Raw genomic sequence first — 12,470 nt, 5'->3', positions numbered from 1 at the left:
ACGTAGGCCGGGTTCCCAACCCCGCCCATGTGCCATGGCGGGGGCGATGCGGTTGCCGGCAGGCCTCAATCGATGCCGATCGGCACCGACGCGATCGGTTTCACCACGCCGTACTTTTCCTTCTTCGGCTTGCCCGGCAGCGGCGGCAGCGCGACCAGCGGCTCGTCGACGCGGGTGTCGGGCAGCCGGTCGAGCAGGTCGCGGATCAGGGTCAGGCGGCCATGCTTCTGGTCGTTGAAGTCCACCAGCGTCCACGGCGCGTGGGCGGTGTGGGTGGCCTGCAGCATGGCTTCGCGTGCCGTGGTGTAGTCGGCATAGGCAAGCCGTGACTTCAGGTCCACCGGCGAGAGCTTCCAGCCCTTGAGCGGATCCTCGCGGCGCTCGGCGAAACGTTTTTCCTGCTGGACCTGGTCCACGCACAGCCAGTACTTGAACAGCAGGATGCCGTCGTCCACCAGCAGCTTCTCGAACACCGGCGTCTGCTGCAGGAAGGCGTGGTACTGGGCCTGGGTGCAATAGCCCATCACCTTTTCCACGCCGGCGCGGTTGTACCAGCTGCGGTCCATCAGCACGATCTCGCCGGCGGCCGGCAGGTGCGCGACGTGGCGCTGGAAGTACCACTGCGTGTCCTCGCGCTCGGTGGGCTTGGGCAGGGCGACCACGCGGCATTGCCGTGGGTTCAGGTGCTTGGCCACGTCCTGGATGACGCCGCCCTTGCCGGCGGTGTCGCGGCCCTCGAACAGCACCAGGATGCGCTGCCCGCAATGCTGGGCCCAGCGGGCCATGTTCGCCAGTTCCAGCTGCATCGGTTCCAGCAGCTGTTCGTATTCCTTGCGCTTGAGCTTGCCCATGATGGCTCCCGGTCTGGAATGCCGAGACTAGCGCAGCCCTGTGTCAGCCGGCGTCATCGCCCCGCCAGCCATGCCCACGGGCCAGGCCGTGCAGCAGGGCGGTGAAGTCCTCGGCAAACGCGGCCATGTCGAACAGGCCGGATTGCTCGCGGGCGATCGCCAGCTGCCCGCGCACTGCCTGCAGTGCGTCCGGGTCATTGCCCAGCGCGATGGCGGTGGCGACGAAGGTGGCGTCATCGGCGACGTTCATCGCGTCCAGCCCGAGGTGATGGTTGAGGCTGCCGGCCACCCGCGCGGCGAAGGTCTGCCCGGGCGTGGTCAGCACCGGGCAGCCGGCCCACAGTGCATCGGAGGCCGTGGTGTGTGCGTTGTAGGGGTGTGTGTCCAGGAACAGGTCGGCGTGGCGGTAGCGGGCCAGGTACTGCGGATGCGGCAACTTGGGCATGAACACCAGCCGTTCCGGATCAAGGCCCTGCTGGCGGGCAACCTGGCGCAGGCGCTGATCGGCCTGGCCGGGGCCGGACAGCAACCACAGCACGCTGCCGGGCACGCCGGCCAGCACCTGCAACAACCGGGCGACGCTGCGCGGATTGAGCTTGTAGCTGTTGTTGAAGCAGCAGAGCACCACGCCCTGTGCGGGCAACCCGCACTCGGCGCGCGTCGGCGCGGACTCCACCTTGCGGGTGTTGTCCGAGGGCTGGAAGGCGCGCGGCAGGCGCAGCACCTTCTCGCTGAAGCCCGCTTCGGCCGCATGCGGCACGACGAAGCCGTCGGCCAGCAGGTAGTCGATCCACGGCGCGCCGGAGCTGCCGGGGTAGGCCAGCCAGTTGACCTGCAGCGGCGCCGGCCGCATCGCCAGTACTTCCGGGGTGCCGCCACCGCCCCAACCGCGCAGGTCGAACAGGATGTCGATGCCGGCCGCGCGGATCTGCTGCGCGATGGCGGCATGCGGTTGGCCTGCAAGCACATGCAGCACGTGCGCGGCGGCCTGCAGGCGTCGCCGGATCGGGCTGCCGTCATCGGCGTTGAGGGCAAACAGCTGTACCTGCAGCTGCGGTTGCCGGCGCAGCTGTTCGAACAGCGCCACCGTCAGCAGGCCGGTGGGATGCGCGCCGAAGCCATTGGAAAGAAAGCCCACCTGCAACGGGCCGTGGCTGCGCAGCGGGCGTGGCGGCAGGCGCGGAACGGATTGCGCCAGCACCTGTGCGCGTTGGCGCGCGCAGGCCAGCTGTTCGGCGGGGCTGGCGTCCTCGCTGAGGAAGGCGAATGGCTCGACGGCGGGATTGCCGTGCGCGACCGCATCACGCACCTGGCGTGACAGCGCGTCGAGGTTGCGCCAATCACACAGGCGGCGTTGCCAGTTCAACAACTGTGCCGCCATGTAGGGCTCGTCGGGGGCGAGCGCGTGTGCGCGCCGATACGCCTCGGCGGCAGCCTCCGGCTGGTTGGCATCCTCAAGGACGTGGCCCAGCCACAGCGCCATGCCCGGATGGTGCGGGGCGAGCTGGCAGGCGCGCTGCAGCAGTTCGGCCGCCTGTTGATGCTGGTGCTGCATCCAGCGCACACGGCCGAGGCGGGCGAGGGCTTCGGGGTGGTCCGGTCGCAGGCGCAGGGCACGTTGCGCGGCGTGCTCGCCGGCCTGGATGTCACCGGCACCGAGTTCGGCATCGGCCAGCATGACCCAGGCAATGAAGTCCGCGGGTTGGCGGGTGACGGCGGCGCGCAGCTGCGCGCGTTCGCTGGAAGCGTGGGACATGGGATCAACGGCGACGGACGGCACTGCAGGGGATTCTGCCGTGCCTGCGTGGTTTTTGCTTGGGTCGCCCGGGTCGTGCAAGAAGGTCACCCGCGCGTTGCTGTTCGATCTCCATCGTTTGGCGCCGTGAAGGAGGCTTCGAAGCAAAGGCTGCCCTCGCCCCAGCCATCCCGCGTGCGGGAGAGGGGGCAGGGCAACAGCAATAGCGGGAAGCCGGCCGTCAGTCGACGCGTCGGCCCCCTCCCTTTCGCGTAGCGAAGGGGAGGATTGGGGAGGGGTGTTTCGTTTTTGCTTCGAAACCTTCCCCGCAGCCTCAAGCGAGGCCGTAGAACAAGGCCTCAGCTGCCTTCGGCCAACCGCGCCAGCTCGTCCACCTGGTGCTCGTGCTGCAGGCGGCTCACCAACGCATCCAGCTCACCTTCGATGATGTTGGGCAGGTCGTACAGCGTCAGCCCTTCCACGCGGTGGTCGGTGATGCGGCCCTGCGGGAAGTTGTAGGTGCGGATGCGCTGGCTGCGGTCCCCGCTGCCGACCTGCAGGCGTCGGCTTTCCGCCTGCGCCGCGGCCTGCTTGCTGCGCTCGGCGTCCAGCAACTGCGCCTTCAGTCGCTTCATCGCCTTGTCGCGGTTGGCGTGCTGGCTGCGCTCGGTCTGGCATTCGACCACCACGCCGCTCGGGACGTGGGTGATGCGGATCGCCGATTCGGTCTTGTTGACGTGCTGGCCGCCGGCGCCCGAGGAGCGGAACGTGTCCACCTTCAGGTCGGCCGGGTTGAGGGTGATGTCTTCCACGTCATCGGCTTCGGGGATGATCGCCACCGTCGCCGCCGAGGTATGGATGCGCCCCTGCGATTCGGTGGCGGGCACGCGCTGCACGCGGTGCGTGCCGGATTCGAACTTCAGCCGCGAGTAGGCGCCGCGGCCGACCACGCGTGCCACCACTTCCTTGTAGCCACCATGCTCACCGGGGTTGTCCGACTCGATCTCCACCTTCCAGCCCTGCCGCTCGGCGTAGCGGGCGTACATGCGGAACAGGTCGCCGGCGAAGATCGCCGCCTCGTCGCCACCGGTGCCGGCGCGCACTTCCAGGAACAGGTTGCCTTCATCGCGTGGGTCGCGCGGCACCAGCAGCAGCGCCAGTTCCTCGTCCAGAGCTTGCAGGCGCTGCTGGGCAGCGCTGATTTCCTCTTCAGCCAGCTCGCGCAGATCCGGGTCGCCGCGCATGGCCTCGGCCGAGGCCAGGTCGGCCTTGGCGCGCGACTCCTCGGCCAGCGCGTTGGCCACCGGCTCCAGTTGTGCGAACTCGCGGGAGAAATTGCGGAAGCGTTCGTTGTCGGCGACCACGGAAGGGTCGGCCAGCAGACGTTCCAGTTCTTCACGGCGCTCGGCCAGGGCCAGCAACTTACGGCGCAGGGTCGGCGTCATCGGTTCTCGCTACGGGGTGGTGGTACCCGGGCGTGGCCGGGAACAGGCGCTCGGCGGCGCGGGTAAGGTCAGTATCGCCTTCCAGCGCGGCCTGGCGAAGCGCTGCGGTGGGCGGGTGCAGCAGGCGGTTGGTCAGGCCGTGCGCCAGTTGCTCCAGGACTTCATCGGCCTCTTTGCCATGGGCCAGCTGCTGCCGGGCCTTGGCCAGCAGTTCGGCGCGGGTGGCCTCGCCGAAGGCGCGCAGCTGGCGCATCGGGGCCTGCAGGCTGGCCGCGCGCAGGTTGTCCTGGTAGCGCGAGACCTGCAGGTCGATGATCGCCTCGGCCTCGGCGGCGGCCTCGCGGCGGCTGCGGCGGTTTTCCTCGACGGCACGCTCCATGTCATCGACCGTGTACAGGTAGGCGTCGGACAGCGTGCCCACCTCGGCCTCGATGTCGCGTGGCACCGCCAGGTCGAACAACAGCATCGGCTTGTGCTTGCGGCTGCGCAGGGCGCTGGCGACCTGGCGGTGCAGGATCACCGGCTCGCGTGCGGCGGTGGCGGAGAACACCACGTCCGCCTCGCCCAGGTGGCGTTCCAGCTCGGTCAGCGGCAACGCCACGCCACCGTGGCGGGTGGCCAGGTCCTGCGCATGGGCCAGGGTGCGGTTGGCGATCAGCAGGCGCTTCACCCGGGCTTCGCCCAGGTGCTTGGCGGCCAGTTCGATGGTCTCGCCGGCGCCGACCAGCAGCACGGTGGATTCGTCCATGCGTGCGAACGAGTCCTGCGCCAGCCGTACCGCGGTGGAAGCCACCGAGATGGGGTTGGCGCCCACGCGGGTATCGGTGCGTGCGCGCTTGGCCACGGAGAAGGTCTGCTGGAACAGCTTGTCCAGCTGGTGGCCGATGGCGCCGCTGTCGTGGGCCAGCGACCAGGCGTCCTTCACCTGGCCCAGGATCTGCGGCTCGCCGAGCACCATCGAGTCCAACCCGGTGGCGACGCGGAACAGGTGGCGCACCGCTTCGCCGTCGGCGTGCTGGTACAGGTAGCCCTGCAGGTCGCCGGCATGCTGCTCCAGCCACTGCTGCAGGGCCTGGCCATCCTCGGCCACCGCGTACAGCTCGGTGCGGTTGCAGGTGGACAGCAGGACCGCCTCGGACAGCTGCGGGCTCTGGCGCAATGAATCCATCGCGCGCGGCAGCACGTCGCCACCGAAGGCGGCGCGTTCGCGCAGTTCCACCGGCGCAGTGTGGTGATTCAGTCCGAGCACCCAGAGGGTCATCTGTTCAGTTGCTTGCGATAAGCTGCTGGCTGTTGAAGGCCGCCATTTTACGGCCCGGTTGCGCCAGATGCCCGTATTCCATCGCATATGCACCGTTCTGTTGCTTTCCCTGCCGGTTTTCCCGCTGTCGGCGGCCCCGGCCAAGGCCGCCCAGGCGCGGCCGGCGGCCGAAGCCGCGCCGCCGCTGACACCGGTCCTTGCCGGTGAATTTTCCTTGCAGGCCGGCAAGTTGCCCGATGCCGCCCGCTGGTACCTGCAGGCCGCGCAGGAGGCGCGCGGCGACGTGGGGCTGGCTGAACGGGCCACCCGCATCGCCATGCTGGCCGGTGACGACGAGCGCGCCACCCAGGCGCTGGCGCTGTGGGCGCAGCGTGATCCGGGCGCGATCGCGGTACGTGCCACCCGGGCCTCGCTGGCCATGCGCAAGGGCGATGTCGAAACCGCGCGCAAGGAACTGCTGGTGGTGCTGCGTTCCCCCGAGCCGAACGCCTGGCGCAACGCCCTGCTGGCGCTGGCCACCGGTGGGCGTGACCCGGCGGTGCCGGCGCAGGTGCTGGGCATGCTGATCGATGCCAATGCGATTCCCGAGGACCTGGAGGCATGGCAGGAGTTCGGCCGCCTGGCGCTGCGCATGGAGCGCCCGGAGCTGGCCCAGCGGATGGTGGGTGAAGTGGTCAGGCGTTTCCCCGAGGAGCCGCGGGTGGTGCTGCTGCACGCCACGCAGTTGAACCAGGCGGGCAAGAAGGAGGAGGCGCTGGCGCTGCTCAAGGACATCGAGCCCAAGGCCGCGGCCGACGTCGAGCTGCGCAATGCGCTGGCCATCGCCTACGACGCGCTCGGCGAGCCCAAGGCCGCCGAACAGGTGCTGGCGCAGGGCGATCAGGACCTGCACAGCTGGGGCATGCGTGCCTCGTTGATGGCCAAGCAGAAGGACGATGCCGCGCTGCTCGCGCTGTACGAGGATATCTCGGCCAAGGCCAGCAAGCCGGACCCGGAGCAGCGCCTGCTGCTGGGCAAGATCGCCGAGTACCTCAAGCGGTACCAGGAGGCGGTGGACTGGTACCACGGCGTGCCCGGCGGCGACCAGCGTGGCGAGGCGCAGCTGCGCGCGGTCAACGCGCTGCACCTGATGGGCGAGAAGGCCCAGGCCTTCAAGGAAGTGCATGAGGTGCAGGGTGATGCTTCCGTCGACGATGACGTTCGCCGGGACGCCTACCTGCTCGAATCGGACCTGCAACAGCGTGACGGCGACAGCGCCGCCGAGGTGGACGTGCTGACCCGCGGCCTGTCCGCCTACCCGGATGACAGCGCGCTGCTGTATGCGCGCGCATTGGCCTGGGAGCGCAAGGACGACGTGCCGCGTGCCGAGGCGGACCTGCGCAAGATCCTGGTCGCCGAGCCGGAAAGCGTGGCCGCGCTCAATGCACTGGGCTACACCCTGGCCGATCGCACCCATCGCTATCAGGAGGCGCTGGAGCTGATCGAGCGTGCGCGCGTCGCCGAGCCGGACAACTCGGCCATCATCGACAGCTATGGCTGGGTGCTGTACCGGCTGGGGCGCAACGAAGAGGCACTGGTGCAGCTGCGCCGCGCCTGGAGCCTGACCAAGGATCCGGAAGTGGCCGCGCACGTGGGTGAAGTGCTGTGGGTGACGGGGCAGAAGGAAGAGGCGCGGCGCTTCTTCGACGAGGCCCGCAAACTGGATCCGGACAACCGCGCGCTGCTGCGCGCGATCGAGAAACTGGGTGTATGAATCAGATGACGTGGCGGGCGCCGTGGGTGCTGGTGATGGCCGGGGTGCTCAGCGCCTGTGGCTCGGTTTCAACGCGGCAGGCATCGCCGGTCACGCCGGAAGTGGCCGAGGTGTCGGCGCAGGCGCAGGCCGCCGAGCAGGCCCGGCGCGATGCGCTGCGCGCGCAGCCGGCCTGGGCGTTCCAGGGGCGCGTGGCGATCAGCAAGGGCCGTAACGGCGGCAATGGTCGGATCGACTGGCAGCAGCAGGGGGGCGGTTACCAGATCAGCCTCGCCGCGCCGGTGACCCGGCAGAGCTGGCAGCTGAGCGGTGGTGACGGTCAGCCGGCCCGCCTGGAAGGGCTGGACGGTGGTCCGCGCAGTGGTGACGACGCCGGCCAGGTGCTGGCCGAGGCGACCGGCTGGGAGATCCCGGTCGAGCAGTTGCCGGACTGGGTGCGTGGTCTGCCTGCACAAGGGGCCATCGCCCCGGAACACCTGGGGTTCGATGCCGAAGGGCGCCCGCGCGTGCTGCGGCAGCAGGGCTGGCAGGTCGACTACCTAGACTGGTACCCGGCCGAAGCCGGCCGGCCTGCACTGCCGCGCCGCATCGAAGCGGTCAATGGCGACGCCAAGGTGCGCCTGATCGTCGATGAATGGAGCATCGGCGCACCATGAGCCTCCGTCCCGATGCCGCAGGCTGGTCGTTCTGGCCGGCCCCGGCCAAGCTGAACCTGTTTCTTCACATCACCGGGCGCCGCCCCGACGGTTACCACGTGCTGCAGACCGTGTTCCGGCTGCTGGACTGGGGTGACCGCATCGGCCTGCGCGTGCGTGAAGATGGTCAGGTTCATCGCGAGGGGCCCTCGGTGCCGGGTGTGGCCGAGGCCGATGATCTGGTGGTGCGCGCGGCGCTCGCGCTTAAAAGTGCCGCCAATTGCGCCAAAGGTGTCGATATCCGCGTTGAAAAGCGTATTCCTGCGGGCGGTGGGTTCGGCGGTGGTTCATCCGATGCCGCCACGGTCCTGGTCGCCCTGAATGCGCTGTGGGGCACGGGACTGGACGAGGATGCGCTGGCCACCCTCGGTCTGGCGCTGGGTGCCGACGTGCCCGTGTTCGTGCGCGGCCGCAGCGCCTGGGCCGAGGGCGTGGGCGAGGAACTGCTGCCGATCCGGCTGCCGCAGGCTTGGTATGTGCTGGCCGATCCGGGGGTTCACGTGCCCACGGCTGAACTTTTCCGTTCGCCGGATTTGACGCGGGATGCCGCGCCCGTGAAAATAGCGGACTTCGCTTCCGGGACCGTCCTCGGGAATGCGTTCGAACCGGTGCTGCGGCGTCGGGAACCTGCCATCGAGGTGGCGTTCCAGGCCCTGTCAGGTATCGGTCGGGCACGGCTCACGGGGTCGGGAAGCGGTTGTTTCGTCGAGTTCGCCACGCGCGCTGCCGCAGAGCAGGCATTGGCGAAGTTGCCGAAGGAACTGCGGGCTTGGGTGGCCGCGGGTGTTGACCACTCGCCACTGCTCGATGCGCTGGAGACGACGGGAATAGTTTGATGCAGGGGCGTCGCCAAGAGGCCCAAGGCACCAGGTTTTGATCCTGGCATTCGTAGGTTCGAATCCTACCGCCCCTGCCATTCCTTTCCCTGTGGTTGTAAGCGCAACGGATGTGCGCGCCCCGGAACACGCATCATCTCTGCAGTAACCCGCCGATCCTTCCGCTACTCGTCCCCCGCCCGAGAGAGCTGTCATGCAAGACTCCCCGAACCTGCTGGTCTTTTCCGGCAATGCCAACAAGCGCCTTGCGCAAAGCATCTGCAAGGAGCTGGGGGTTCGCCCGGGCAAGGCCCTGGTGTCGAAGTTCTCCGACGGTGAAGTGCAGGTCGAGATCCAGGAAAACGTCCGCAAGCAGGACGTTTTCGTGGTGCAGCCGACCAGCGCGCCGAGCGCGGAAAACCTGATGGAACTGCTGGTGATCATCGATGCGCTCAAGCGCGCGAGCGCCGCCTCCGTCACCGCGGTGGTGCCGTACTTCGGCTACGCCCGCCAGGATCGCCGCATGCGTTCCTCGCGCGTGCCGATCACCGCCAAGGTCGCCGCCAAGATGTTCTCGGCCGTGAACACCGACCAGATCCTCACGGTCGACCTGCACGCCGACCAGATCCAGGGCTTCTTCGACATGCCCGTGGACAACGTGTACGCCTCGCCGCTGCTGCTCGCCGACATCTGGCGCGCCTACGGCACCGACAACCTGATCGTGGTCAGCCCGGACGTCGGCGGCGTGGTACGCGCCCGCGCCGTGGCAAAGCGCCTGGATGATGCCGACCTGGCCATCATCGACAAGCGCCGTCCGCGTGCCAACGTCGCCACCGTGATGAACATCATCGGTGACGTCGAGGGCAAGACCTGCGTGATGGTCGACGACATCGTCGACACCGCCGGCACCCTGTGCGCCGCCGCTGCCGCCCTCAAGGCGCGTGGCGCGCTGAAGGTGGCCGCGTACTGCACCCACGCCGTGCTCTCCGGCCCGGCGGTGGACAACCTGAACAACTCCCAGCTCGACGAGCTGGTGGTGACCGACACGATCCCGCTGTCCGAAGTGGCCCGCGTCTGTCCCAAGATCCGCCAGATCAGCGTGGCCGAGATGCTGGCCGAGACGATGCGCCGCATCGCCTTCGGTGAGTCGGTCAGCTCGATGTACGTGGATTGATTTTCCGGTCCCTGGCGCCCGCCGGGGATCACAACAGGCTCTTCTGGTCGCGGAAGAGTCTTTACGCAGCGCCGCGAGGCGGTGCATCAACCTAGAGTAGTCAACAATGGCAAAGTCTCACGAAATCAAGGTCGCCCGTCGTGACGTGCAAGGTCAGGGTGCGAGCCGCCGCCTGCGTCACGCTGGCGTGGTGCCGGGCATCGTTTACGGTGGTGATCGCGAGCCGGTGAAGGTTCAGTTCAACCACAACGAAATCTGGCTGGCCCAGTTCAACGATTGGTTCTACTCGTCGATCATCGACCTGAACCTCGACGGCACCATCCACAAGGTGCTGCTGCGTGACATGCAGCGTCACCCGTACAAGCAGCTGGTCATGCACCTGGACTTCCAGCGCGTGAACGACAACGAAGTGCTGCACGCTTCGGTGCCGCTGACCTTCATCAACGAAGACACCTCGCCGGCCGGCAAGTCCGCCGACGTGCTGGTCACCCACGAACTGAAGGAAGTGAACATCGCCTGCCTGCCGAAGGACCTGCCGCAGTCGATCGAAGTCGACCTGGGCGAGCTGAAGGCTGGCGACATCATCTACCTGTCGGGCCTGAAGCTGCCGGCCGGCGTGGAAATCCCGGCGCTGAAGCTGGGCAAGAACCACGACGACGCCGTGGTCATCGCCAAGACCGCCGGCGCTGAAGAAGCATCGGCCGAGTAATCGGCAATGCCCGGTCCGCCCTTCGGGGCGGGCCAGGCAGATGATTCGTACAGATGACTGGATTGCGATTGATCGTCGGCCTGGGTAACCCCGGCCCCGAGCACGCCCGGACCCGGCACAATGCCGGGTTTCATTTCGTAGAGGCCCTGGCACAGCGGCAGGGCGCGCGCTGGACGCTGGAAAGCAAGTTGTTCGGCGAAGTGGCCAAGGTCGAGATCGGTGGCCAGTCGGTCTGGCTGCTCAAGCCGTCGACGTTCATGAATCTTTCCGGCAAGTCGATCACCGCCGCACAGCGCTTCTGGAAGATCGAGCCCGAACAGACCCTGGTCGCGCACGATGAACTGGACATGCCGCCCGGCGTGGCACGGCTCAAGTTCGATGGCGGCCACGGTGGCCAGAACGGCCTGCGTGACACCATTCGCCTGCTCGGTCACGGCAAGTTCCATCGCCTGCGCCTGGGCATCGGCCATCCCGGCCACAAGGACCGCGTGGTGGGCTGGGTGTTGAACCGCCCGTCGCCGCAGGATGCGGTGCTGATGGACCAGGCCATCGATGCGGCCATCGACGTGATGCCGTTGGCGGTGGCAGGGGATTTCAATGAGGCCATGAAGCGGTTGCACACCGCCCGGCCATGATTGCGGCTTGCGGTTTCCCGGGCGATGGCCCGCGGGAGAGCGCAAGCCGGAATCTCGAATCGTGGAGTTAGCATGGGTATCAAATGCGGCATCGTCGGTCTGCCCAACGTCGGCAAGTCGACCCTGTTCAATGCACTGACCAAGGCGGGCATCGCCGCGGCCAATTTCCCGTTCTGCACGATCGAACCGAACGTCGGCATCGTGCCGGTACCGGATCAGCGTCTGAACGAACTGGCCGGCATCATCAACCCGCAGAAGGTCGTGCCGACCGCGGTTGAGTTCGTCGACATCGCCGGCCTGGTGGCCGGTGCCGCCAGCGGTGAAGGCCTGGGCAACAAGTTCCTGGCCCACATCCGCGAAGTGGACGCGATCACCCACGTGGTGCGTTGCTTCGAGCACACCGACATCATCCACGTCGCCGGCCGCGTCGATCCGATCGCCGACATCGACACCATCGACCTGGAACTGGCGCTGGCCGACCTGGACAGCGTCGAGAAGGCGCTCAACCGCGCCGAGCGTGCCGCCAAGGGCGGCGACAAGGAAGCGACCGCGCGCAAGCCGGTGCTGGCCAAGCTGCAGGCGGCGCTGTCCGATGGCAAGTCCGGCCGCAGCGTCGGGCTGGACGATGAAGAAAAGGCGCTGGTGCGCGACCTGTTCCTGCTCACCCTCAAGCCGGTGATGTACATCGCCAACGTGCTGGAGGATGGCTTCGACAACAACCCGCACCTGGAGGCCGTGCGTGCGCGTGCCGCCACCGAAGGTGCCGAAGTGGTGCCGGTGTCGGCGGCCATCGAGGAAGAGCTGTCGCAGCTGGACGACGAAGACCGTGACACCTTCCTGGCCGACCTGGGCCTGGAAGAGCCGGGCCTGAATCGCGTGATCCGTGCCGCCTACAACCTGCTGGGCCTGCAGACCTACTTCACCGCTGGCGTGAAGGAAGTCCGCGCCTGGACCGTGCGCAAGGGGGCCACCGCGCCGCAGGCCGCCGCGGTGATCCACACCGACTTCGAGAAGGGCTTCATCCGCGCGGAAACCATTTCCTACGCCGACTTCATCAAGTACCGCGGCGAAGCCGGTGCCAAGGAAGCCGGCCGCCTGCGTCTGGAAGGCAAGGAATACCGCGTGCAGGAAGGCGACATCCTGCATTTCCGCTTCAACGTCTGATTCGCGGACGTTGCTGCATCACAAGGCCCCGCACCGCGGGGCCTTGTTGTTTCTGCCCGATGGTGCATACGTGTGATGTGGTGAATTATTGACCAGTGGTTGAAGCGCCTTGTCGCGCAATGGCTGCAAGCACTTATCCACATGCTTCTCCCATCGCTTTCCACATGGGGTGTGGAAAACCGTCCGAGTGCTGGCATCCATCCCTTCCCTCTGGCGAAGCCAAGGGGAGGGCG

The 12,470-nt window shown here is 67.7% G+C and carries 11 protein-coding genes and 1 tRNA gene; 8 read left to right on the top strand and 4 right to left on the bottom strand.

The genetic code is table 11. The features are described from left to right. Nucleotides 1–65: 65 nt before the first annotated feature. The 4 genes from ppk2 to hemA form a co-directional block, all read right to left on the bottom strand. Nucleotides 66–851, bottom strand: coding sequence for a polyphosphate kinase 2 (gene ppk2 / locus VA603_RS06680; RefSeq protein WP_323438319.1), 786 nt, complete (start codon nucleotides 849–851; stop codon nucleotides 66–68). A gap of 43 nt (nucleotides 852–894) precedes the next feature. Beyond that, a complete protein-coding gene (locus tag VA603_RS06675) occupies nucleotides 895–2,607 on the bottom strand; it encodes an O-linked N-acetylglucosamine transferase, SPINDLY family protein (protein ID WP_323438318.1) in 1,713 nt (570 codons plus the stop codon). Nucleotides 2,608–2,945: 338 nt separating this feature from the next. Next, nucleotides 2,946–4,031 carry a peptide chain release factor 1 gene (gene prfA / locus VA603_RS06670; RefSeq protein ID WP_132864890.1) on the bottom strand — a complete coding sequence of 362 codons (1,086 nt, stop codon included), beginning with the start codon at nucleotides 4,029–4,031 and terminating at the stop codon, nucleotides 2,946–2,948. Further along, nucleotides 4,009–5,292, bottom strand: coding sequence for a glutamyl-tRNA reductase (hemA, locus tag VA603_RS06665; protein ID WP_132864889.1), 1,284 nt, complete (start codon nucleotides 5,290–5,292; stop codon nucleotides 4,009–4,011). Before hemA ends, prfA begins: the two co-directional genes overlap by 23 nt. Nucleotides 5,293–5,359: 67 nt before the next feature. On the opposite strand from hemA, the gene VA603_RS06660 reads away from it, so the two are divergent. From VA603_RS06660 to ychF, 8 genes are all read left to right on the top strand, one after another. After that, nucleotides 5,360–7,045, top strand: a complete 1,686-nt coding sequence (locus VA603_RS06660) for a tetratricopeptide repeat protein (protein ID WP_323438317.1) — start codon at nucleotides 5,360–5,362, stop codon at nucleotides 7,043–7,045. Next, nucleotides 7,042–7,701, top strand: a complete 660-nt coding sequence (lolB, locus tag VA603_RS06655; protein ID WP_192286606.1) for a lipoprotein insertase outer membrane protein LolB — start codon at nucleotides 7,042–7,044, stop codon at nucleotides 7,699–7,701. The genes VA603_RS06660 and lolB overlap by 4 nt, the downstream gene beginning before the upstream one ends. Next, complete coding sequence (gene ispE / locus VA603_RS06650) at nucleotides 7,698–8,576, top strand: 4-(cytidine 5'-diphospho)-2-C-methyl-D-erythritol kinase (protein ID WP_323438316.1); 879 nt, start codon at nucleotides 7,698–7,700, stop codon at nucleotides 8,574–8,576. Before lolB ends, ispE begins: the two co-directional genes overlap by 4 nt. Nucleotides 8,577–8,579: 3 nt before the next feature. Further along, nucleotides 8,580–8,656, top strand: a tRNA-Gln gene (locus VA603_RS06645). Between the two features lie 113 nt (nucleotides 8,657–8,769). Next, nucleotides 8,770–9,729, top strand: a complete 960-nt coding sequence (locus VA603_RS06640) for a ribose-phosphate diphosphokinase (protein WP_132864886.1) — start codon at nucleotides 8,770–8,772, stop codon at nucleotides 9,727–9,729. A gap of 106 nt (nucleotides 9,730–9,835) precedes the next feature. Continuing rightward, on the top strand, nucleotides 9,836–10,438 hold the full coding sequence (locus VA603_RS06635; protein ID WP_132864885.1) for a 50S ribosomal protein L25/general stress protein Ctc: 603 nt from the start codon (nucleotides 9,836–9,838) through the stop codon (nucleotides 10,436–10,438). 53 nt (nucleotides 10,439–10,491) lie between these two features. Further along, nucleotides 10,492–11,073: an aminoacyl-tRNA hydrolase gene (gene pth / locus VA603_RS06630; RefSeq protein ID WP_132864884.1), complete on the top strand. Its 582-nt coding sequence runs from the start codon at nucleotides 10,492–10,494 to the stop codon at nucleotides 11,071–11,073. 72 nt (nucleotides 11,074–11,145) lie between these two features. Further along, nucleotides 11,146–12,237, top strand: coding sequence for a redox-regulated ATPase YchF (gene ychF / locus VA603_RS06625; protein ID WP_132864883.1), 1,092 nt, complete (start codon nucleotides 11,146–11,148; stop codon nucleotides 12,235–12,237). Nucleotides 12,238–12,470: the final 233 nt, after the last annotated feature.

It is taken from the genome of Stenotrophomonas capsici (genome assembly GCF_034961085.1).
GTDB classification, from domain to species: Bacteria; Pseudomonadota; Gammaproteobacteria; order Xanthomonadales; family Xanthomonadaceae; genus Stenotrophomonas; species Stenotrophomonas capsici.
Note: the sequence above shows the minus strand (reverse complement) of the source record. Positions and strands in the feature narration are given on the sequence as shown.

Bases quoted from the DNA above. Each gene is read 5' to 3' on its own strand.
- ychF (WP_132864883.1), top strand. From the start codon at position 11,146: ATGGGTATCAAATGCGGCATCGTCGGTCTGCCCAACGTCGGCAAGTCG.
- hemA (WP_132864889.1), bottom strand. From the start codon at position 5,292: ATGACCCTCTGGGTGCTCGGACTGAATCACCACACTGCGCCGGTGGAA.
- VA603_RS06675 (WP_323438318.1), bottom strand. From the start codon at position 2,607: ATGTCCCACGCTTCCAGCGAACGCGCGCAGCTGCGCGCCGCCGTCACC.
- VA603_RS06660 (WP_323438317.1), top strand. From the start codon at position 5,360: ATGCCCGTATTCCATCGCATATGCACCGTTCTGTTGCTTTCCCTGCCG.
- ppk2 (WP_323438319.1), bottom strand. From the start codon at position 851: ATGGGCAAGCTCAAGCGCAAGGAATACGAACAGCTGCTGGAACCGATG.
- VA603_RS06640 (WP_132864886.1), top strand. From the start codon at position 8,770: ATGCAAGACTCCCCGAACCTGCTGGTCTTTTCCGGCAATGCCAACAAG.
- ispE (WP_323438316.1), top strand. From the start codon at position 7,698: ATGAGCCTCCGTCCCGATGCCGCAGGCTGGTCGTTCTGGCCGGCCCCG.
- prfA (WP_132864890.1), bottom strand. From the start codon at position 4,031: ATGACGCCGACCCTGCGCCGTAAGTTGCTGGCCCTGGCCGAGCGCCGT.
- lolB (WP_192286606.1), top strand. From the start codon at position 7,042: ATGAATCAGATGACGTGGCGGGCGCCGTGGGTGCTGGTGATGGCCGGG.
- pth (WP_132864884.1), top strand. From the start codon at position 10,492: ATGACTGGATTGCGATTGATCGTCGGCCTGGGTAACCCCGGCCCCGAG.
- VA603_RS06635 (WP_132864885.1), top strand. From the start codon at position 9,836: ATGGCAAAGTCTCACGAAATCAAGGTCGCCCGTCGTGACGTGCAAGGT.